This window comes from Enterobacter sp. (assembly GCF_977039595.1).
This window is the reverse complement of record NZ_CDRQYH010000023.1, coordinates 35,337-55,820: the sequence shown is the minus strand read 5'-3', so window position 1 is coordinate 55,820 and position 20,484 is coordinate 35,337. Positions and strand designations below refer to the sequence as shown.

The window sequence follows — 20,484 nt, the reverse complement described above, 5'->3', positions numbered from 1 at the left end:
TCTGTTCATCGGAAAAACGCTTCTTCATGGGGATGTCCTCATGTGGCTTATGAAGACATTACTAACATCGGGGTGTACTAATCAACGGGGAGCAGGTCACACACCCCGGCATACGATGCGTTTTATAAGGCCATAGAGGGTAACGCGCGTCGTGTTGTGGCGGTTGAGATGGAAAAGCAGGCAGCAGGCTGGCAGGGCAATATGGCGGCCCTCGAAGCGGCGCTTGCGAAACCGGAAAACAAAATTTTGCTGCTGTGCAGTCCGCAGAATCCGACCGGCAAGGTCTGGACGCGGGATGAGCTGACGCACATGGCGGAACTGTGCGCACGCTATGACGTGGCGGTGATCAGCGATGAAATTCATATGGATATGGTGTGGAGAGAGCATCGTCACACGCCGTGGATCGCGGTAGCGCGCGGGAAATGGGCGCTTCTCACCTCCGGCTCGAAAAGCTTTAATATTCCAGCGCTGACGGGCGCTTACGGCATGATCGGCGATGATGAGAGCCGTAACGGCTATCTCAGCGCACTAAAAGGACGGGACGGACTCTCTTCACCTTCCGTGTTGGCGCTTACGGCCCATATCGCGGCCTATCAGCAGGGAGCCTCCTGGCTGGATGCGCTACGCCATTATCTCGAAGCAAATTTGTCGTATATCGCGCAGGAAGTAAACCACGCTTTTCCGAAACTGAACTGGCAGCCGCCGGAAGCGACCTATCTGGCCTGGATCGATCTGCGCCCGCTGAACATTGACGATCGGGCGCTGCAAAAAGTGCTGATCGAGCAGCAAAAAGTCGCCATCATGCCGGGATATACCTATGGAAAAGAGGGAAATGGCTTCGTACGCCTGAATGCGGGTTGCCCGCGAAGCAAGCTTGAGCAAGGGGTTCAACGCCTGATTGCCGGGATTAATACGCTCCTGTAATCAATTTGCGCAACGGAATATTCCCTTGCGCAAATAGCTTTTTACCCCGTTTTGTTTTTATAATATGGCGCACTTTAACCAGAAAAGAGTGCGACCATGATTGATACACGCCTGCCTTTAACTGATATTCATCGTCACCTTGACGGTAACATTCGTGCCCAAACCATCCTCGATCTTGGCCGCCAGTTCAATTTAACGCTTCCTGCTCAGACCCTTGAGTCCCTGATCCCTCACGTACAGGTGACCTCTAATGAACCGGACCTGGTCAGCTTCCTGAGCAAACTCGACTGGGGTGTGAAGATGCTGGCGTCGCTGGAGGCCTGCCGCCGCGTGGCGTTTGAGAACATCGAAGATGCCGCCCGCAACGGCCTGCACTACGTCGAGCTGCGCTTCTCGCCGGGCTATATGGCAATGACCCACAGCCTGCCCGTTGCAGGCGTCGTGGAAGCCGTCATTGAAGGCGTGCGCGAAGGATGTAAAACCTTCGACGTTCAGGCTCGCCTGATCGGCATCATGAGCCGTACGTTCGGTGAAGCCGCCTGCCTGCAGGAGCTGGAGGCGCTGCTGGCCCATCGCGATGCCATCACCGCCGTCGATCTCGCCGGTGACGAACTGGGCTTCCCGGGCAGCCTGTTCCTCTCCCACTTCAACCGCGCGCGCGATGCCGGCTGGCACATTACCGTGCATGCGGGCGAAGCGGCTGGCCCGGAAAGCATCTGGCAGGCCATCCGCGAGCTGGGCGCCGAGCGTATCGGTCACGGCGTGAAGGCGGTAGAAGATCGCGCCCTGATGGATTTCCTGGCGGAGCAGCGTATCGGTATTGAGTCGTGCCTGACGTCTAACATTCAGACCAGCACCGTGGCAACGCTGGCGCATCATCCTCTGAAAACGTTCCTCGAGCACGGCGTGCTGGCCTCGCTGAACACTGACGATCCGGCGGTACAGGGCGTGGATATCATCCATTAGTACAACATCGCCGCACCGCAGGCGGGTCTGAGCCGCGAGCAGATCCGTCAGGCGCAGATCAACGGGCTGGAGAGTGCCTTCCTGACGCCTGCAGAGAAGCAGGCGCTGAAAGATAAAGTGGCTCGCGGTTAACTCCGCTGCCGGGTGGCGCTAACGCTTACCCGGCCTACTAAAATATTTAAAATTATGCCAGACAGAGCGTCGCGCGATGTTTGGCAGATTCAATACCCAGCTCAATCAGCTCCATAATCTGTATCGCCTGGCTGGCCGGAACCGGATTTTCGCCCGTACCGTTCAGCGCATCGCGGATGCCCGCATAATAGGCCGGATAGTTACCCGGTATCGTCAGAAAGGTCTCCTCGACCAGCTCCTCGCCTTCCACCCGCGTCACTACGCCGTCGCGCATATCATAGCCCCAGTCTTCCTGCGGTAAACGTTCACCGCTTTTCAGCCGGTCTTCCTGCGGATCGAGACCAAACTTCACGTAGCTCCCGCGCGTGCCGTGCATAATATAGCGGGCCGATTCCGCGGCCGCGACCATCGTACCGTGGAGCACAATCCGCCGCTGCGGGTAACTCAGCACCGCGTGGAAGTAATCGGTCGTCTGTGCTCCGGGCCTGAGCTGGGCCAGATCGACCGTCATGCTCACCGGCAGACCAAAAAGATTGACGGCCTGATCCAGCAGATGCGGGGCTAAATCGTACCAGATGCCGCTGCCCGGACCGGCCTGCTCGCGCCAGCGGTTTCGTACCTGCGGACGGAAGCGGTCAAAGTGCGATTCAAAAAAGAGGATCTCCCCTAATGTGCCCTCACTGAGAAGCCTTTTTACCGTTAAAAAGTCGCTGTCCCAGCGGCGGTTATGAAACACCGACAGCAACCTGCCCAGACTCTTTGCCAGCGCATCCAGCTCGCGCGCCTGAGACAACGTAACGGTAAAGGGCTTATCGACAACCACGTGCTTGCCGGCTTCCAGCGCGGCCTTTGCCAGTGGAAAGTGGGTGTCGTTCGGCGTGGGGATAACGATTAAATCAATATTCGGATCGTTGAAAAGGTGTTTTGGCTCAGAGACAACCGGCACGGAAGGCCAGTCTGTATGGACTTTAGCGGCATCGCTGCTGGATACCGCTGCCAGCGCCATCCCCGGCGTCCCGGCTATCAGAGGCGCATGAAACGTTTTGCTTGCATACCCGTAGCCGATAAGCCCAACGCGGATATTATCACTCATAGTGCCATCCTCTTTTATGACGTTCTTATTTCACACTGGCTAGCCTGGCATTACCACAGATTAATAATGTGCCATATGACTTAAAATAGCAGGTCGTACGGGTTGTTTTTGTTACATAGTATTAACCTACTGATTTTGTTTAAGGGAACCGTTCCCAAAGCGCTTGCGGCCGGGGAAACGTCGCTGTAACATTTGCACCCTGTATTTAAGGATAAAGTACAACTACGAATCATGACGTCAATTATTAATCGAATCATTGAATTAGCGGGATGGATTGTCCTTGGGGTTTCGGTCATTTTGCTGGGCGTTGCCAGCCATATCGATAACTACCAGCCGCCGGAGCCTGTCACAGTCGCCCAACCTAAGTAACCGGTTACTGCAATAAAGAGTGACATAATATGTCAGTTACTTATTGCCAGCCCTGGTGAACACGGTTAACCTTCTCTTCCAGGCATCGTCTGATGCCTGAATTTCAGCAAAGAAAACTCCTAATTTCGTCGCGTTACCTGAGTGGGCTGTTTACGTCTTTATTAATCCGTTTATTATTCGAACGAATTACCTTAACTGGTATTACTCACTTTTATATGGAAACTTATTAATATGACAGTTCAGGACTATTTATTAAAATTTCGCAAGATCAATTCGCTTGAGAGCCTGGAAAAACTGTTTGACCATCTGAACTACACCCTGTCGGATAATCAGGACATCATTAATATGTATCGCGCCGCTGACCATCGCCGTGCGGAGCTGGTTTCCGGCGGTCGTTTGTTCAACGTAGGTGAAGTGCCTAAGTCCGTATGGCGTTACGTTTTATAAGAAAGTAGCCATCCGCGCGAAATGTTATATACTCTCCGCCCTGCCAACTGGCTGTACAACATTTCGCGCAGATTATGGGAGAGTTCATGACCGCAACGCCTGGAGAACGCATTGGAGGCTGGTTAATCGCCCCACTGGCATGGCTGCTGGTTGCCTTATTAAGCGCATCACTTGCGCTGCTGCTTTATACCACCGCACTGATTACCCCTCACGCCATCCAGACCCTGATGTCGCAAAACGTGCTGAATATTGCTTTGTGGTTTGTGTCATTCGTTTTCGCGATCGGGATGTGGTACTACACGCTGTGGCTGACCATCGCCTTCTTTAAGCGCCGTAAGAATGTGCCTAAGCACTACATTATCTGGCTGCTGGTTTCGGTCCTGCTGGCGGTTAAGGCGTTTGCTTTTTCGCCCGTTTCAGACGCGCTGGCCGTTCGTCAGCTGCTTTTCCCGTTGCTGGCCGCGGCGCTGCTGGTGCCCTACTTCAAGCGTTCGACGCGGGTGAAAAACACCTTCGTGAACCCGTAATAACCCTACAGATAACCTGTTGTCGCCTGCGTGTGTTTGTCCGATAATAGGCGGCTTTTTTATTTCAGGCTAAATAATGACCGATTACTTACTGCTCTTTGTCGGCACCGTGCTGGTTAACAACTTCGTTCTGGTGAAGTTCCTTGGCCTGTGTCCGTTTATGGGCGTTTCCAAAAAGCTGGAAACGGCAATGGGCATGGGGCTGGCGACGACCTTCGTCATGACGCTGGCGTCCATCTGCGCGTGGTGGATTGATACCTGGATCCTCATTCCGCTGGGGTTAACCTATCTCCGTACGCTGGCCTTTATTCTGGTTATCGCGGTGGTAGTGCAATTTACCGAAATGGTGGTGCGCAAAACCAGCCCGGCGCTCTATCGCCTGCTGGGTATCTTCCTGCCGCTGATCACTACCAACTGCGCCGTTCTCGGCGTGGCGCTGCTGAACATCAACCTTGGCCATAACTTTATGCAGTCGGCGCTGTACGGTTTTTCCGCTGCAGTCGGTTTCTCATTTGTTATGGTTCTGTTCGCGTCGATTCGCGAGCGTCTGGCGGCAGCGGATATCCCCGCCCCCTTCCGCGGTAACGCGATTGCGCTGGTGACCGCAGGTTTAATGTCTCTGGCCTTTATGGGCTTTAGTGGTCTGGTGAAGTTGTAATGAGTGCTATCTGGATTGCCATCGCCTCTATTAGCGTTCTGGGGTTGGTGTTTGGCCTTATCCTGGGTTACGCCTCCCGCCGCTTCGCGGTAGAGGACGATCCTGTTGTTGAGAAAATTGATGAGCTCCTGCCGCAAAGCCAGTGCGGGCAGTGCGGCTACCCGGGCTGCCGTCCCTACGCGGAAGCGGTAGGCATTCAGGGTGAAAAAATTAACCGCTGTGCGCCCGGCGGCGAAGCGGTGATGTTGAAAATTGCGGCCCTGCTTAACGTTGATCCGCAGCCCGTTGACGGCGATGCGGAGGTGCTGGAGCCGGTCCGCGCGCTGGCCGTGATCGACGAAGCGAACTGCATCGGCTGCACCAAATGTATTCAGGCCTGCCCGGTCGACGCCATTGTTGGCGCAACGCGCGCCATGCACACCGTGGTGGCGGACCTGTGCACCGGCTGTAACCTCTGCGTAGCACCTTGCCCGACGCAATGTATCGAGCTGCGCCCGGTTGAAACGACTACCGAAAGCTGGAAGTGGGATCTTCAAACCATTCCGGTTCGCAATATTCCTGTGGAACAACATGCTTAAGTTATTTTCTGCTTTCAGAAAAGAGAAGATTTGGGATTTTGACGGGGGTATTCACCCACCGGAGATGAAAACCCAGTCTAGCGGCACGCCGCTGCGTCAAATTCCGCTGGCGACCCGTTTCGTTATGCCGCTCAAGCAGCACATTGGCGCTGAGGGTGAGCTGTGCGTCAAAGAAGGCGATACGGTCCTTCGCGGTCAGCCGCTGACCTTTGGCCGCGGACGTATGCTGCCGGTGCACGCTCCCACCTCCGGTAAGGTGGTCGCCATCGCACCCCATACGGTGGCCCATCCGTCAGCGCTTTCAGAGCTGAGCGTGATTATTGAAGCCGACGGTGAAGACCGCTGGATCGACCGTGATGGCTGGAGCGATTACCGCAGCCAGAGCCGCGAAGCACTCATCGAACGTATTCATCAGTTCGGCGTTGCCGGCCTCGGCGGCGCAGGCTTCCCGACAGGCGTCAAGCTGCGCGGCGGTGGCGATAATATTCAGACGCTGATTATCAACGCCGCCGAATGCGAACCGTACATTACCGCTGACGATCGTCTGATGCAGGACTGCGCCGCCCAGGTGGTGGAAGGCATCCGCATCCTGGCGCACATTCTGCAGCCGCGGGAAGTGCTGATCGGTATCGAAGACAATAAACCTCAGGCTATCTCGATGCTGCGCGCCGTGCTGGCCGGTAGCCACGATATCAGCCTGCGCGTCATCCCGACCAAGTACCCCTCTGGCGGTGCTAAACAGCTGACGCAAATCCTTACCGGTAAGCAGGTGCCGCACGGCGGACGCTCTTCGGATATCGGCGTGCTGATGCAGAACGTCGGCACCGCGTACGCCGTGAAGCGCGCGGTGATCGACGGCGAGCCGCTGACCGAGCGCGTGGTAACGCTGACCGGGGAATCGGTCTCTCGTCCGGGCAACGTCTGGGCACGTCTGGGTACGCCGGTGCGTCACCTGCTGGAGCAGGCTGAGTTTTGCCCGGGCAGCGACCAGATGGTGATCATGGGAGGCCCGCTGATGGGCTTTACCCTGCCGTGGCTCGATGTGCCAGTAGTGAAAATTACCAACTGTCTGCTCGCCCCTTCCCCGACCGAGATGGGCGAAGAGCAGGAAGAGAAAGGCTGCATCCGCTGCAGCGCCTGCGCCGATGCCTGCCCGGCGGATCTGCTGCCGCAGCAGCTGTACTGGTACAGCAAAGGGCAACTGCACGACAAGGCAAAAGCCCATAACCTGGCCGACTGCATCGAATGCGGCGCCTGCGCCTGGGTCTGCCCAAGCAACATCCCGCTGGTGCAGTATTTCCGCCAGGAGAAGGCTGAGATTTATGCTATCTCCATGGAAGAAAAACGCGCCGCGGAAGCTAAGGCACGTTTCGAAGCGCGCCAGGCGCGACTGGAGCGCGAAAAAATCGCCCGTCAGGAGCGCCATAAGCAGGCCGCGGTTCAGCCCGGCGAGAAAGATCAGGATGCGATTAACGCCGCACTGGCGCGCGTTCGTGAGAAAAAAGCGACAGCGGCGCAGCCTGTGGTGATCCCGGCCGGCGAGAAGCCTGACAACAGTGAAGCCATCGCGGCGCGTGAAGCTCGCAAAGCCCAGGCTCGCGCCCGTCAGGCTGAAAAAGCGCAAACGGTCCAGACGGATGCCGAGGTTGACCCGCGCAAAGCCGCAGTTGAAGCGGCAATAGCCCGCGCCAAAGCGCGCAAAGCCGGCGAGCAGAACGTGGTGGTTGAGCAGGAAGCGGTCGACCCTCGCAAAGCGGCCGTCGAAGCGGCGATTGCCCGGGCCAAAGCGCGCAAGGCGGCGCAGCAGACGCCAGCTGCAGAAACAGAAGCACCGGTCGACCCGCGTAAAGCCGCCGTCGAAGCGGCGATTGCCCGGGCTAAAGCCCGTAAGGCGGCGCAGGAGGAAGAGCAGCCGCAGGCCGCCAACGATGACCCGCGCAAAGCCGCCGTGGCCGCCGCCATCGCGCGCGTTCAGGCGAAGAAAGCCGCACAGCAAGCAGTTAACGAGGATTAAATGGTTTTCAGAATCGCAAGCTCCCCTTACACCCACAATCAGCGCCAGACGTCGCGCATTATGATGCTGGTCTGCCTGGCGGCGCTGCCGGGCATTGCCGTTCAGTGCTGGTTTTTCGGCTGGGGAACCCTGTTCCAGATAATCCTGGGCTGTGCCAGCGCCTTAGCGGCGGAAGCCCTTGTGCTTAAGCTTCGCAAGGCGGCTGTCTCCCGTATTCTTGCCGACAACTCCGCGCTGCTGACCGGCCTGCTTCTCGCCATCAGTATTCCGCCGTTTGCCCCGTGGTGGATGGTAGTGCTTGGCACCGTGTTTGCCGTGATCATTGCCAAACAGCTGTATGGCGGGCTCGGGCATAACCCGTTTAACCCGGCGATGATTGGCTACGTGGTGCTGCTGATCTCCTTCCCTGTGCAGATGACCAGCTGGCTGCCACCGCACGAGATTGCGGCCACGGTTCCGGGCTTTATGGATGCCCTGCACGTCATCTTTACCGGCCATACGGCACTCGGTGCGGATATGAACGCCCTGCGCATGGGCGTGGACGGTATCAGCCAGGCGACGCCTCTCGATACCTTTAAAACATCCCTGCATGCCGGGCACAGCGTTGGGCAGATCATGAAGTCCGCGATCTACAGCGGCATGCTGGCGGGCGCGGGCTGGCAGTGGATCAACCTGGCGTATCTGCTGGGCGGCCTGTTCCTGCTGCAGCAGAAAGCCATCCGCTGGCATATTCCGGTCAGCTTCCTCGTGACGCTGGCGGTGTGCGCCACTCTGGGATGGGTCTTTTCTCCTGAATCACTGGCCAGCCCGCAGATGCATTTGCTCTCCGGTGCCACCATGCTAGGAGCCTTCTTTATCCTGACGGATCCGGTGACGGCGTCAACGACTAACCGCGGCCGCCTGATCTTCGGCGCGCTGGCGGGCCTGCTGGTCTGGCTCATCCGCAGCTTTGGCGGGTATCCGGACGGTGTGGCCTTTGCCGTCCTGCTTGCCAACATTACCGTTCCGCTCATCGACTACTACACGCGCCCTCGCGTGTATGGCCATCGCTAGGGGTTTCGCCATGTTAAAAACGATGCAAAAACACGGCGTCACGCTGGCTGTCTTCGCCGCGGTCCTGACGGGGCTAACGGCACTGGTTAATGCGCTGACCAAAACGACCATCGAAGAACAGGCCTCGAAGCAGCAAAAGGCGCTGTTCGATCAGGTGATCCCGTCCGATTTCTACGATAATGACCTGCAAAAAAGCTGCTTTGTGGTAGACGCGCCGCAGCTTGGGAAAGGCCCGCACCGCCTCTTTATCGCCCGCAAAGGCGATAAACCGGTCGGCGCGGTGATGGAAGCGACCGCGCCTGACGGCTATTCCGGCGCCATTCAGCTGCTCGTGGGCAGCGATTTCTCCGGTACCATCCTGGGCACCCGCGTGACGGAACATCATGAAACGCCGGGTCTTGGCGACAAAATTGAAACCCGTCTGAGCGACTGGATTTTGCACTTCGCCGGGAAAGTTATCCATGGCGAAGGTGACACCGCGTTTGCGGTGAAGAAAGACGGCGGCGAGTTCGACCAGTTCACCGGCGCGACCATCACGCCGCGCGCCGTGGTAAACGCCGTAAAACGAGCCGGGCTGTACGCTGAAACGCTGCCCGCGCAGATCAACAATCTTCCGGTCTGTGAGGAGTAATCATGAGCCAGGTTAAAGAGGTTATTGTCCAGGGGTTGTGGAAGAACAACTCCGCGCTGGTGCAGCTTCTGGGGATGTGCCCACTGCTGGCGGTAACGTCCACCGCCACCAACGCGCTCGGTCTGGGTCTGGCAACCACCCTGGTATTGACCCTGACCAACCTCTCCATCTCTGCGCTGCGACGCTGGACGCCGTCGGAAATTCGTATTCCGATTTACGTCATGATCATTGCGTCGGTGGTCAGTATTGTTCAGATGCTGATTAACGCCTACGCGTTCGGCCTGTACCAGTCGCTCGGGATCTTTATTCCTCTTATCGTCACCAACTGTATCGTCGTTGGGCGTGCGGAAGCGTTCGCGGTGAAAAATAGCCCCGCCATGTCGGCGCTGGACGGTTTTTCCATAGGCATGGGCGCCACCTGCGCCATGTTCGTGCTGGGCTCTCTGCGCGAAATCCTCGGCAATGGTACGCTGTTTGACGGCGCAGATGCGCTGCTGGGCGGCTGGGCCAAAGCCCTGCGCGTTGAAGTGTTCCACACCGATACGCCGTTCCTGCTGGCGATGCTGCCGCCCGGCGCGTTTATTGGCCTTGGCATGATGCTGGCGATAAAATACCTGATTGATGAGAAACGTAAGCGCCGCGCGGCTGAGCGCAGCGTTCTGGAAGGGACACCCGAGAAGGCTTCATGAATAAAGAAAAGCGCATTGCGATCCTGACCCGTCTGCGGGACGAGAACCCGCACCCGACGACGGAGCTGAATTTTACCTCCCCGTTTGAGCTGCTGATCGCCGTGTTGCTCTCCGCACAGGCTACCGACGTGAGCGTCAATAAAGCCACCGCCCTGCTCTATCCGGTCGCCAATACGCCGAAGGCCATGCTGGAGCTGGGCGTGGAAGGCGTGAAGTCGTATATCAAAACCATCGGCCTGTTTAACAGCAAAGCCGAGAACGTCATTAAGACCTGCCGGATCCTGCTGGAACAGCATGGAGGGGAAGTGCCGGAAGATCGCGCCGCGCTGGAAGCCTTACCGGGCGTGGGGCGTAAGACTGCCAACGTGGTGCTCAACACCGCGTTTGGCTGGCCCACTATTGCCGTAGATACGCATATTTTTCGCGTCTCTAACCGAACCAACTTCGCGCCGGGGAAAAATGTCGAGCAGGTCGAAGAGAAGCTGCTTAAAGTGGTTCCGGCTGAGTTTAAGGTTGATTGCCATCACTGGCTGATTCTGCACGGTCGTTACACGTGTATTGCCCGTAAGCCTCGCTGCGGCTCCTGTATTATTGAAGATCTCTGCGAATACAAAGAAAAAGTGTATCCCTGAATGTCACAATCCCTTACCAAAAGAAGGGCTACCAGAAGCCCTTCTTTTGCCCGCTATTTGTCCGCCTTTCGTTTACCCTCACCTGTCACTTCTTCGGTTGTTTAACGCTCAAACAGGTTAATAGTTTTTTCATAGCCAAAAATTTCTATACATCTGTGATCGCGATCACCCTGATAACTTCATGTTGTATTTTTGTTGTCAAAATCACCCTAAACCCTTTATGTGACAAGACGCCCCTCTTTCTTTACCGACGATAAGACCAGCTATTTTTCAGAATTTGGGCTATACCACTGCCAGAAGCAGCAAATAGCAGAACATATCGCCAAATACCGGTCCTGACGGGGCTCTGCCAGTCGAAAAAACTACCTTTATACATCGTATAAAATTTAACGCTGAATAACATTTGCATGAACCGACGATTATACCACTTCAGATATATGTAACAGATTATTACAAACGTATTGCCAGATGGGGCAGGATAGTGAACATTACCCGCCGTTTCTCCTCCCAATATAACTATAAGGCGTATGGACTACGGCCATCACGCTATGAACACCCCCGTTAATATGGGATGTAAAAAAAGAGGTATATGTGTCTACTGCAAACAATAAACCAACAGATGAAAGCGTGAGTCTTAACGCTTTTAAACAGCCTAAAGCGTTCTATCTCATCTTCTCTATCGAGTTATGGGAGCGTTTTGGTTATTACGGCCTGCAAGGGATCATGGCGGTTTACCTGGTCAAACAGCTGGGTATGTCTGAAGCTGATTCCATCACGCTGTTCTCCTCCTTCAGTGCCCTTGTCTATGGTCTGGTTGCTATCGGCGGCTGGCTGGGTGATAAAGTTCTGGGTACTAAGCGCGTCATTATGCTGGGCGCTATTGTACTGGCAATTGGCTATGGTCTGGTTGCATGGTCAGGGCACGATGCCGCTGTCGTGTATATGGGCATGGCAACGATCGCCGTGGGTAACGGTCTGTTCAAAGCAAACCCGTCTTCCCTGCTCTCTACCTGCTACAGCAAAGATGACCCGCGTCTGGACGGTGCATTTACCATGTACTACATGTCCATCAACATCGGTTCATTCTTCTCGATGCTGGCAACCCCATGGCTCGCCGCGAAATTCGGCTGGAGCGTGGCGTTTGCGCTGAGCTTCGTGGGTATGCTGATCACCGTTGTGAACTTCCTGTTCTGCCGCAGCTGGGTCAAAGACTACGGTTCAAAACCTGACTTCGAGCCTGTACACATGGGCAAACTGCTGGCCACCATCGTGGGTGTTGTTGTCCTCGCGGCAATCGCCACCTGGCTGCTGCACAACCAGGGTATTGCTCGCGCCGTTCTGGGCGTGGTTGCGCTGGGTATCGTGGTTATCTTTGCGAAAGAAGCGTTCGCCATGCAGGGTGCTGCCCGTCGTAAGATGATTGTGGCGTTCATTCTGATGCTGGAAGCGATTATCTTCTTCGTGCTGTACAGCCAGATGCCAACCTCACTGAACTTCTTCGCCATTCGTAACGTTGAGCACTCTATTCTGGGCATCGCGTTCGAGCCGGAGCAGTATCAGGCGCTGAACCCGTTCTGGATCATGATTGGTAGCCCGATTCTGGCGGCTATCTATAACAAGATGGGTGACCGTCTGCCAATGCCGCACAAGTTCGCAATCGGTATGGTACTGTGCTCAGGCGCGTTCCTGGTGCTGCCGCTGGGTACCAAGTTTGCCACTGACGCAGGCATCGTCTCCGTTAACTGGCTGATCCTGAGCTACGCGCTGCAGTCTATCGGCGAACTGATGATCTCCGGTCTGGGCCTGGCGATGGTTGCACAGCTGGTGCCGCAGCGTCTGATGGGCTTCATTATGGGTAGCTGGTTCTTGACCACTGCCGGTGCGGCAATCATTGCGGGTAAAATTGCGAACCTGATGGCTGTGCCTGAAAACGTCACTGACCCACTGGTCTCCCTGAACGTCTACGGTACCGTATTCATGCAGATTGGTATTGCGACAGCGGTGATTGCGGCGCTGATGCTGCTGACCGCGCCGAAACTGAATCGTATGACTCAGGACGACGACAAGACGGCTGAAGCGACCAAAACCGCTACTGCGTAAGATTATTGAGAAACGACTGAACAGAAGCCGCTAATGCATTAGCGGCTTTTTTTTGCCCGTTCGCGCACTAACATAGCTGAAACCTCAGCAAAAAGGAGTTACCGATGAAACTGTTCTACAAACCGGGCGCGTGCTCTCTTGCTTCCCATATCACCCTGCGCGAGAGCGGCAAAGATTTCACGCTGGATGGCGTTGATCTGTTGAAAAAGCGCCTGGAAAATGGCGATGACTTTCTTGCCATTAACCCGAAAGGACAAGTTCCGGCGCTCCTGCTGGATGACGGTACTCTGCTGACCGAAGGCGTGGCGATTATGCAGTTCCTGGCCGATAGCGTGCCCGATCGCCAGCTGCTGGCACCGGTCAGTACCATTTCTCGCTATAAAACGCTGGAGTGGCTGAACTACATTGCCACCGAGCTGCACAAAGGCTTTACCCCCCTGTTCCGCCCGGATACGCCGGAAGAGTTTAAGCCTACCCTGCGCGCCCTGCTGGAGAAAAAGCTGCAGTACGTTAACGAATCGCTGAAAGACGAACAGTGGATTGGCGGGTCGCGCTTCACGATTGCCGATGCGTATCTGTTCACCGTGCTGCGCTGGGCTCGTGCGGTTAAGCTGAATCTGGAAGGGTTAGACCACCTTGCATCGTATATGAAACGCGTGTCAGAGCGTCCTGCGGTGGCTGCGGCGCTGAAAGCGGAAGGGTTGAACTAACCGAGCGGCCTGTGTTGCCGGGTGGCGCTGCGCTTACCCGGCCTACAAAATCCACAGTCCCCCACGCGCAGCGCCACCCGGCATCTTTTAAAGCCTTGTGGCGCTGAAATAGTGCTCCGGCTTCGCGATACGATCCTGTGCCGCGACCACCTGCAGTTCATATTCCTGCATCTCTTTCGTCGCCATCATAATTTCGTACACTGCCGCAGTCACATGCTCCAGCGCATCGCGCAGCGTTGCACCCTGAAGCAATTTCACCAGCAGCAGGCCGCTGGTCACATCCCCTACGCCCACCGGCTGGCGCAGGCCAAAATCCACCAGCGGACGGCTGATGTGCCAGGCATCATCTTTCGTCACCAGCAGCATCTCAAAGCGATCCTGACTTAGCCCTGCGCGTGCGAGATGTTTTACCAGCACAACCTCAGGCCCCTGCGCGATCAGCTCGCGAGATGCAGTTACTGCCTCTTCTACGCTGTTAACCGGATGCTCGCAGAGGATCTCCAGTTCCACCAGGTTTGGCGCAATGATATCGCTAGCGGGCAGAGCGTGGCGGACGTGGAACTCCGCAACGCCTGGCGCCACGATGCAGCCTTTTTCCGGATGCCCCATAACCGGGTCGCAGAAGTATTTTGCCGACGGATTTGCGGCTTTCACCTGGCGTACGATGCCGAGGATATGCTCCCCCTGCTCCGCTGAGCCAAGATAACCGCTCAGTACGGCATCACAGCGCTTGAGCTGGTCGATATCGGCAATGCCCTGCACAACCTCGGTAAGGTGCGAAGGCGGCATCACGCAGCCGGTCCATTTGCCGTACTGCGTGTGATTGGAAAACTGGACGGTATTGAGGGGCCAGACGTTGGCGCCGAGGCGACGCATAGGGAATTCCGCTGCGCTATTGCCAGCATGTCCAAAAACGACGTGGGACTGAATGGCGAGGATGTTCTTCATTATTTTCTTACCAAACCCTGAAAAAACAAAAGGGGCGTGGTTTCCCACGCCCCTGGAGACTGTTAATTACTTCCAGCAGACAAGGCAGTAGTTTTTCTTGCCACGACGCAGCAGCGTGTAGCGGCCATACAGACGATCGCCGTCAACGAAGGTGTATTCCGGGTCGGCCTGTTTCTCACCGTTAATGGTGATCGCGTTAGACGCGATGGTTTTACGCGCCTGACCGCGGGAAGGCTGCAATTCAGAGTCCACCAGCGCCTGCATCAGGTCAGCCCCTTTCTCCATTTCAACCATTGGCACGCCGTCCTGCGCCAGCTGTTCGAAGTCCGCTTCACTCAGATCGCTCAGGGTGCCGTTAAACAGGCTAGCGGTAATGCGTTTTGCCGCGGCCAGACCTTCTTCACCGTGAACCAGTTTGGTCACTTCATCCGCCAGCACGTACTGCGCGCGTGGCGCTTTACCGCTGTTCTTGTCTTCTTCTTCCAGCGCGTTGATCTCTGCGATATCCATGAAGGTGAAGAACTTCAGGAAGCGATAAACATCGGCATCCGCCGTGTTGATCCAGAACTGGTAGAATTTGTACGGACTGGTTTTCTTCGGATCAAGCCATACCGCGCCGCCCTCAGTCTTACCAAATTTGGTGCCGTCTGCTTTGGTAATCAGCGGAACGGTCAGACCAAACACCTGGTTCTGGTGCAGGCGACGGGTCAGATCGATACCGGAGGTGATGTTGCCCCACTGGTCAGAACCACCAATCTGCAGGGAAACGCCGTGCAGTTTGTTCAGGCAGGCAAAGTCATACCCCTGCAGCAGGTTGTAGGAGAACTCGGTAAAGGAGATACCCTGGTCGTCACGGTTAAGACGCTGCTTCACGGCCTCTTTGTTAATCATCTGGTTAACAGAGAAGTGCTTGCCGATGTCACGCAGGAAGGTCAGCACGTTCATGCTGCCAAACCAGTCGTAGTTGTTCGCGGCAATCGCGGCGTTATCGCCACAGTTGAAGTCGAGGAACGGCGCAACCTGTTTGCGGATCTTATCCACCCACTCTTGCACGGTATCTTCGGTGTTCAGTTTACGCTCAGCGGCTTTAAAGCTTGGGTCACCAATCAGACCGGTAGCGCCGCCCACCAGGGCAACAGGCTTATGGCCCGCCATCTGGAAGCGTTTCAGGCATAACAATGGAACAAGATGCCCCAAATGCAAGCTGTCAGCGGTGGGATCGAAGCCGCAATAGAGCGCGATCGGGCCTTGCGCCAGTCGCTCTGCTAACGCTTCCTCGTCCGTCACCTGGGCCACGAGGCCCCGCTCTTGCAATTGTTTAATCAAGTTACTGCTTGCCATCAAATTCTCCATGTATAAACGACTGCACCTTTGCCGGTACACGACTTTTCGCCTGATGCGAAAGGACCCATAGAATAAAGCGCAAGCGCGGCGTGCGCTAGCGCTTAAATCAACAAATTTCGGGGATTACGGTGCCAGTCTGTCGATTTTCCAGCCGCCATTCTCGCGCTGGTATAAAAAGCGGTCGTGCAGGCGATGTTCGCCCCCCTGCCAGAACTCAATCTGATCTATCGGGATGCGGAAACCACCCCAGAAGCTCGGCAGCGGGATTTCACCCTGCTGGAACTTCTGCTTCAGCTCCAGGAATTTACTTTCCAGCACGCCGCGGGCAGAAATGCGGCTCGACTGTTTTGATACCCAGGCGCCAATCTGGCTGTCACGCGGGCGGCTGTGGAAATACTTCACCACTTCCAGCGTCGAAAGACGTTCCGCTTTGCCGGTCACCATGACCTGACGTTCCAGCATGTGCCACGGGAACAGCAGGCTAATACGCGGATTGTTTTCCAGATGGTGCGCTTTGCGGCTGCCAAGGTTGGTGTAGAACACCAGTCCTTTCTCGTCATAATGCTTGAGCAATACGATGCGCTGATAGGGTTGACCGTTTTCATCCACCGTCGCGACAACCATGGCCGTGGGGTCGGCGAGTTTCGCTTCGCAGGCCTGTTTCAGCCAGCGTTCAAAAAGCACGAGGGGTTCAGCGGGAAGATCCTGGCGACGCAGGCCGCCTTTGGTGTATTCACGGCGCAGATGCGCAATTTGCTGCAGTTCGTCGTTATCTGACATGGCGTTAGCTGACATTGAGAGTGGGTGGCGCTATTGTGCGCCGCCCCTGTAAAAATCTCAACGCTTCGGATTTTCGAGCTGGCAATTGTTCAGCACAATACGGTCGCGTTTGTAGACCGTGGCGCTGTCGCCTTTCGACCAGAAGACATAGATACCGTCGGTGTAGCGGGCGCCCGAGGCCGAAATGCCCTGCTTCAGCGTCAGCAATTTATTGTCGTAAACAAAACTGGCTTCCTGGCGCGGATTGTTCAGCTTCACGGTCAGCGGTTTTTCGTCGCAGCGATACTCCAGCGTATCGGTCTGCATGCGCTCAACGAGCTGGTTATAGACGCTGCATCCTGACAGCAACAAAGGAGCGGCAATAAGAAGAAGTTTTTTCATGGGCGTATTCCGAAGACTTTCCTGGTCCTGGAGGGCATGGCCACCCTCCTGTTTCGTTCCATTCTAACGGCGACGCACCGCGTTGAATTTCAGTTAACTCTGATTATGACGCGGATTTGCCGGGAAAATCGCCCCAAGAACGCTCGTCTCGCGAGCGCCGGTTACCGACGGTAAATTGCCCGGCAGCCCGGCAATGGTGCGCCAGGCAAGCCAGGCGAAGGCCAGCGCCTCCATGTCATCCCCGCTGATGCCAGCCTCATCGGTCGTAGACACTTCGGTACCCGGCAGTAGCCCCGCAAGACGCGCCATCACCAGCGGGTTACGGCTTCCCCCGCCGCACACCAGCAGGCGTTCGCATCCGCCGCTGAGGAGCACCTGTTCGGAAATCGACACGGCCGTGAGCTCGGCAAGCGTCGCCTGGACATCCTGCGGTGCAAGCGCCGGGAATGACGCCAGCTGGCGCTCAAGCCAGCCAAAGTTGAAGTATTCACGCCCCGTACTTTTCGGTGCCGGTAAGGCAAAATAAGGGTCGCTCAGCATGGACTGCAGCAGCGGGATAATTACCTTACCCTCGCTCGCCCACTCCGCGTTTTTATCATACGGTTGACCGCACTGACGCCAGATCCAGGCGTCCATCAGCATATTGCCCGGGCCGGTATCGTAGCCGCGCACCGGCTGCCCCGGGATCAGCATCGACAGATTGGCGATCCCACCAATGTTGAGCACCATACGACGTTCGGAAGGGTGCGCCAGTAGCGCCTGATGGAACGCAGGTACCAGCGGCGCGCCCTGTCCGCCAAGGGCGATATCGCGACGACGGAAATCGCCAACCACCGTCACGCCCGTCTTCGCCACAATCTGGTTGTTATCACCGATTTGCAGCGTATGCGGGGCATCTCCTCCGGGCTCATGCCAGACCGTTTGTCCATGACACCCGATGGCCACCACATCCTGCGGGCGAAGATGTTCTTTCTGCATTAATGCCAAAACCGCATCCGCAAACAGCGCCCCCAGGCGCACATCAAGCTGTCCTAGCTGGGAGAGGGTCAGCTGCTGCCCCTGACAAATACTCAGAATATCCTCTTTCAGTGAAATGGGGATTGGCCAGGTCAGGCTCGCCTGCTGTGCCACCATGTTTTCGTCAATAGCGGCCAGAACGACATCTACCCCATCCAGACTGGTGCCTGACATCACACCAATGTAGCGACCCGATTTCATGCGCTTTCCTTACGTTGCGTGGGCTAAGGATACCCACTCAACCATAAACGGCGCAGCATTGCCATCGGGTGATAATATTTTTTAACAATGTCAGACGCCTAACGCGGGCGGCTCCTGTTTATCTCTCGTTAAGTCAAATTCAAGTACAATTTTCTTATTGTTAGTGCAAAGATATGAACTATGGCCCCTTATGCCATATAATTTAGCCATAACGGATGCCCCAATCGGGCGTTTTTGGTGAACAGGAGATTCAAATGATTTTACGTGTACTGGGCGTTTCGCTGATTGGTTTAACTCTGGCTGGCTGTGTGAATGACAGTTCACTCTCTGGCGACGTTTACAGCGCTTCTGAAGCGAAACAGGTTCAGAACGTAACTTACGGTACCGTTGTTAACGCACGCCCTGTACAGATCCAGGGTGGTGATGAAAACAACGTGATGGGCGCAATCGGTGGTGCCGTCCTGGGTGGTTTCCTGGGTAATACCGTCGGCGGTGGCACTGGCCGCTCGCTGGCGACGGCCGCAGGCGCCGTTGCAGGTGGTGTAGCTGGCCAGGGCGTACAGGGTGCGATGAACAAAACTCAGGGCGTAGAGCTGGAAATTCGTAAAGACGATGGCAGCACTATCATGGTTGTCCAGAAACAAGGCAACACTCGCTTCTCTGCAGGCCAGCGCGTCGTTCTGGCAAGCAACGGAAGCCAGGTGACCGTTTCTCCACGTTAATTAAAAATGGATGTGGTCATCGGACCACATCCATTTACAATATATATCACTCCCACAAATATATTTACAAAATAGATTCATCCCGCCAATTTTTAACCACATCATATATTGTTTTTGCGCAAAGTATTTCTCAGGCTAATTGAATAAACTCTCGCAATTACCTCACCCTAATTCATTATAAAGCCATTAAAAACGTATATGTTTTCGAATCATCGTTCTGTAAAGGGTCGTTATACCTCGTTCTGTCTGGGTTGTATTGTTGTCATTGGCATATTACACGCCCTGTTTTCAAAAATTGCCGAATGGGTACCTAGCTTCTCGTCTCATTTGTTCCCTACGCTCACCATTTTTTTGCTGGTGTTTAACCTGTTTATTGCCTTCTTTATGGCAATGAAATACTGGTGCGACCGAAAACGGTTGTATCTGGTAGCGATCGCTTTTGCCTTTGCCGGGTCGGCATCGCTGATGGTCGGGACGTTGTCCTGCTTTCCCGCCTGGCTGGACCTCTATCAGTTCAACGCTGTGAACTATAACGATGCGATGATCTTCTATATGTTCCGCCATCTTTTAATGGCGGTGCTAATAATCGTTTCGGCAATACTCTATACCACGCGCAATTGTCCCCTTTCACGACTGGCGCATATCCTTATTGTGGGCGGCGAGTTTCTCTTTACCGTCTTTGCAGTAGGGTTGGCCTGGATGTATTCCAGTCACTCTTCCTTTTTATCCATTGATCTGGTGGATAATGAAACCCGTGAATTTATGGTTCTCTGGAGCCACTTCATTAATATTGCATTAATTGCACTCTGGGTGGTGACATTAGGAACGCTGATGTTTATTACGCGCATACGCAATTTATTCTGGGTGGGTGGTAATTTTCTGTGCGTCTGCTATATCGTCACGCTTACAATGCTGTTAGCGGGTGGAAATGTCGAAGATGTCTCCTGGTATCGCGCCCGCTTATTTGAAACTGTCGCCACGCTGCTGATCATTTTTGTTCTGCTCTACGATGTTTTCAGGCTGTATCGCGACTCGCACGTCAAGTATCAGCAGTCCTACCAGAACTCAATTCGCGACCCGCTCACGCGCCTTTATAACCGCAGCTATTTTTATGAAACATTGAAGCAGGCGCTGGATATCGCCAAACCCAGCCGGCCTGTTTCCGTCATCGTAAGCGATCTCGATCGCTTCAAGCGCATCAACGACACCTATGGGCATCTTCAGGGCGACAAAGTCCTGCAGTTTGTCGCTAACCTGCTGATGGATTCCGTACGCCCGCAGGACATCGCGGCCCGTATCGGTGGTGAGGAGTTTGTTCTGATGCTGGCCAACACCTCATCAGAAGCAGCGCACCAGGTGGCGGAGCGCATACGGTTAAATCTGAGCAGCTTCGATAACACCAGCAGCGGCGGTCAACTACCGGAGCCAGTCACTATCAGCATGGGGGTGTATACGGCGACGTCACCCGCGATAGCCGCAGAAACGTGCGTGGAAAACGCCGACAAAGCGATGTATGAAGCGAAGGAGACGGGACGTAATCGTGTGGTCGTCTTTAAGTAAAAAAAGGC

General features: G+C 55.4%; 20 protein-coding genes and 2 pseudogenes. 16 read left to right on the top strand and 6 right to left on the bottom strand.

The features are described 5' to 3' along the window. Nucleotides 1-99 precede the first annotated feature (99 nt). Together ACWYRJ_RS09690 and add are read left to right on the top strand one after the other, a co-directional pair. Nucleotides 100-924 (top strand): annotated as a pseudogene (locus tag ACWYRJ_RS09690) (MalY/PatB family protein); the annotation flags it as partial. A 96-nt stretch (nt 925-1,020) separates the two neighbouring features. Further along, nucleotides 1,021-2,022 (top strand): annotated as a pseudogene (gene add, locus ACWYRJ_RS09685) (adenosine deaminase). A 52-nt stretch (nt 2,023-2,074) separates the two neighbouring features. Here add and ACWYRJ_RS09680 read toward each other — a convergent pair. Further along, nucleotides 2,075-3,115 carry an oxidoreductase gene (locus ACWYRJ_RS09680; RefSeq protein ID WP_111965672.1) on the bottom strand — a complete coding sequence of 347 codons (1,041 nt, stop codon included), beginning with the start codon at nt 3,113-3,115 and terminating at the stop codon, nt 2,075-2,077. A gap of 243 nt (nt 3,116-3,358) precedes the next feature. Between ACWYRJ_RS09680 and blr the strand changes: the two genes are divergently transcribed. The 12 genes from blr (at nt 3,359) to gstA (ending at nt 13,523) form a co-directional block, all read left to right on the top strand. Beyond that, a complete protein-coding gene (blr, locus tag ACWYRJ_RS09675; RefSeq protein ID WP_168112406.1) occupies nt 3,359-3,484 on the top strand; it encodes a division septum protein Blr in 126 nt (41 codons plus the stop codon). A 231-nt stretch (nt 3,485-3,715) separates the two neighbouring features. Then, nucleotides 3,716-3,931 (top strand): transcription modulator YdgT, encoded by a 216-nt coding sequence (ydgT, locus tag ACWYRJ_RS09670; RefSeq protein WP_013096896.1) that lies wholly within the window; start codon nt 3,716-3,718, stop codon nt 3,929-3,931. Nucleotides 3,932-4,017: 86 nt separating this feature from the next. Next, a complete protein-coding gene (locus tag ACWYRJ_RS09665) occupies nt 4,018-4,458 on the top strand; it encodes a DUF2569 domain-containing protein (RefSeq protein ID WP_115874872.1) in 441 nt (146 codons plus the stop codon). A gap of 76 nt (nt 4,459-4,534) precedes the next feature. Next, nucleotides 4,535-5,116, top strand: coding sequence for an electron transport complex subunit RsxA (rsxA, locus tag ACWYRJ_RS09660; protein ID WP_063438368.1), 582 nt, complete (start codon nt 4,535-4,537; stop codon nt 5,114-5,116). After that, the gene (gene rsxB, locus ACWYRJ_RS09655) at nt 5,116-5,694 is read left to right on the top strand and encodes an electron transport complex subunit RsxB (RefSeq protein WP_149366757.1); all 579 of its coding nucleotides are present in this window, start codon (nt 5,116-5,118) and stop codon (nt 5,692-5,694) included. Before rsxA ends, rsxB begins: the two co-directional genes overlap by 1 nt. Next, on the top strand, nt 5,687-7,708 hold the full coding sequence (gene rsxC, locus ACWYRJ_RS09650; protein WP_455507797.1) for an electron transport complex subunit RsxC: 2,022 nt from the start codon (nt 5,687-5,689) through the stop codon (nt 7,706-7,708). Before rsxB ends, rsxC begins: the two co-directional genes overlap by 8 nt. Further along, complete coding sequence (gene rsxD, locus ACWYRJ_RS09645; protein WP_455507796.1) at nt 7,709-8,761, top strand: electron transport complex subunit RsxD; 1,053 nt, start codon at nt 7,709-7,711, stop codon at nt 8,759-8,761. Nucleotides 8,762-8,771: 10 nt separating this feature from the next. After that, nucleotides 8,772-9,392, top strand: a complete 621-nt coding sequence (gene rsxG / locus ACWYRJ_RS09640; RefSeq protein WP_111965668.1) for an electron transport complex subunit RsxG — start codon at nt 8,772-8,774, stop codon at nt 9,390-9,392. A 2-nt stretch (nt 9,393-9,394) separates the two neighbouring features. Then, nucleotides 9,395-10,081, top strand: coding sequence for an electron transport complex subunit E (locus ACWYRJ_RS09635; protein WP_023617347.1), 687 nt, complete (start codon nt 9,395-9,397; stop codon nt 10,079-10,081). Next, a complete protein-coding gene (gene nth, locus ACWYRJ_RS09630; protein ID WP_008500570.1) occupies nt 10,078-10,713 on the top strand; it encodes an endonuclease III in 636 nt (211 codons plus the stop codon). Before ACWYRJ_RS09635 ends, nth begins: the two co-directional genes overlap by 4 nt. 591 nt (nt 10,714-11,304) lie before the next feature. Beyond that, nucleotides 11,305-12,813, top strand: a complete 1,509-nt coding sequence (dtpA, locus tag ACWYRJ_RS09625) for a dipeptide/tripeptide permease DtpA (RefSeq protein ID WP_063409046.1) — start codon at nt 11,305-11,307, stop codon at nt 12,811-12,813. 104 nt (nt 12,814-12,917) lie between these two features. Then, nucleotides 12,918-13,523, top strand: a complete 606-nt coding sequence (gene gstA / locus ACWYRJ_RS09620; protein WP_149366755.1) for a glutathione transferase GstA — start codon at nt 12,918-12,920, stop codon at nt 13,521-13,523. Nucleotides 13,524-13,610: 87 nt separating this feature from the next. Here the strand turns inward: gstA and pdxY are convergent, their stop codons facing one another. The 5 genes from pdxY to anmK form a co-directional block, all read right to left on the bottom strand. Further along, nucleotides 13,611-14,471, bottom strand: a complete 861-nt coding sequence (gene pdxY, locus ACWYRJ_RS09615) for a pyridoxal kinase PdxY (RefSeq protein ID WP_149366754.1) — start codon at nt 14,469-14,471, stop codon at nt 13,611-13,613. Nucleotides 14,472-14,537: 66 nt separating this feature from the next. After that, complete coding sequence (gene tyrS, locus ACWYRJ_RS09610) at nt 14,538-15,812, bottom strand: tyrosine--tRNA ligase (RefSeq protein ID WP_080327312.1); 1,275 nt, start codon at nt 15,810-15,812, stop codon at nt 14,538-14,540. Between the two features lie 126 nt (nt 15,813-15,938). Next, nucleotides 15,939-16,595: a pyridoxamine 5'-phosphate oxidase gene (gene pdxH, locus ACWYRJ_RS09605; RefSeq protein ID WP_111965664.1), complete on the bottom strand. Its 657-nt coding sequence runs from the start codon at nt 16,593-16,595 to the stop codon at nt 15,939-15,941. A 57-nt stretch (nt 16,596-16,652) separates the two neighbouring features. Beyond that, entirely contained in the window at nt 16,653-16,976 is a 324-nt protein-coding gene (mliC, locus tag ACWYRJ_RS09600; RefSeq protein WP_008500576.1) for a C-type lysozyme inhibitor, read from the bottom strand. Nucleotides 16,977-17,069: 93 nt separating this feature from the next. Continuing rightward, entirely contained in the window at nt 17,070-18,194 is a 1,125-nt protein-coding gene (anmK, locus tag ACWYRJ_RS09595; protein ID WP_455507795.1) for an anhydro-N-acetylmuramic acid kinase, read from the bottom strand. A 254-nt stretch (nt 18,195-18,448) separates the two neighbouring features. On the opposite strand from anmK, the gene slyB reads away from it, so the two are divergent. Further along, nucleotides 18,449-18,916, top strand: coding sequence for an outer membrane lipoprotein SlyB (slyB, locus tag ACWYRJ_RS09590; RefSeq protein WP_047348789.1), 468 nt, complete (start codon nt 18,449-18,451; stop codon nt 18,914-18,916). 198 nt (nt 18,917-19,114) lie between these two features. Further along, on the top strand, nt 19,115-20,476 hold the full coding sequence (locus tag ACWYRJ_RS09585) for a sensor domain-containing diguanylate cyclase (RefSeq protein ID WP_223581972.1): 1,362 nt from the start codon (nt 19,115-19,117) through the stop codon (nt 20,474-20,476). The last annotated feature ends 8 nt before the right edge of the window (nt 20,477-20,484 follow it).

What these genes read in the sequence shown, in the direction of transcription:
- ACWYRJ_RS09680 (WP_111965672.1), bottom strand. Translation starts at nt 3,115, where the DNA reads ATGAGTGATAATATCCGCGTTGGGCTTATCGGCTACGGGTATGCAAGC.
- ydgT (WP_013096896.1), top strand. Translation starts at nt 3,716, where the DNA reads ATGACAGTTCAGGACTATTTATTAAAATTTCGCAAGATCAATTCGCTT.
- ACWYRJ_RS09665 (WP_115874872.1), top strand. Translation starts at nt 4,018, where the DNA reads ATGACCGCAACGCCTGGAGAACGCATTGGAGGCTGGTTAATCGCCCCA.
- rsxA (WP_063438368.1), top strand. Translation starts at nt 4,535, where the DNA reads ATGACCGATTACTTACTGCTCTTTGTCGGCACCGTGCTGGTTAACAAC.
- rsxB (WP_149366757.1), top strand. Translation starts at nt 5,116, where the DNA reads ATGAGTGCTATCTGGATTGCCATCGCCTCTATTAGCGTTCTGGGGTTG.
- rsxC (WP_455507797.1), top strand. Translation starts at nt 5,687, where the DNA reads ATGCTTAAGTTATTTTCTGCTTTCAGAAAAGAGAAGATTTGGGATTTT.
- rsxD (WP_455507796.1), top strand. Translation starts at nt 7,709, where the DNA reads ATGGTTTTCAGAATCGCAAGCTCCCCTTACACCCACAATCAGCGCCAG.
- rsxG (WP_111965668.1), top strand. Translation starts at nt 8,772, where the DNA reads ATGTTAAAAACGATGCAAAAACACGGCGTCACGCTGGCTGTCTTCGCC.
- ACWYRJ_RS09635 (WP_023617347.1), top strand. Translation starts at nt 9,395, where the DNA reads ATGAGCCAGGTTAAAGAGGTTATTGTCCAGGGGTTGTGGAAGAACAAC.
- nth (WP_008500570.1), top strand. Translation starts at nt 10,078, where the DNA reads ATGAATAAAGAAAAGCGCATTGCGATCCTGACCCGTCTGCGGGACGAG.
- gstA (WP_149366755.1), top strand. Translation starts at nt 12,918, where the DNA reads ATGAAACTGTTCTACAAACCGGGCGCGTGCTCTCTTGCTTCCCATATC.
- pdxY (WP_149366754.1), bottom strand. Translation starts at nt 14,471, where the DNA reads ATGAAGAACATCCTCGCCATTCAGTCCCACGTCGTTTTTGGACATGCT.
- tyrS (WP_080327312.1), bottom strand. Translation starts at nt 15,812, where the DNA reads ATGGCAAGCAGTAACTTGATTAAACAATTGCAAGAGCGGGGCCTCGTG.
- pdxH (WP_111965664.1), bottom strand. Translation starts at nt 16,595, where the DNA reads ATGTCAGATAACGACGAACTGCAGCAAATTGCGCATCTGCGCCGTGAA.
- mliC (WP_008500576.1), bottom strand. Translation starts at nt 16,976, where the DNA reads ATGAAAAAACTTCTTCTTATTGCCGCTCCTTTGTTGCTGTCAGGATGC.
- anmK (WP_455507795.1), bottom strand. Translation starts at nt 18,194, where the DNA reads ATGAAATCGGGTCGCTACATTGGTGTGATGTCAGGCACCAGTCTGGAT.
- slyB (WP_047348789.1), top strand. Translation starts at nt 18,449, where the DNA reads ATGATTTTACGTGTACTGGGCGTTTCGCTGATTGGTTTAACTCTGGCT.
- ACWYRJ_RS09585 (WP_223581972.1), top strand. Translation starts at nt 19,115, where the DNA reads ATGTTTTCGAATCATCGTTCTGTAAAGGGTCGTTATACCTCGTTCTGT.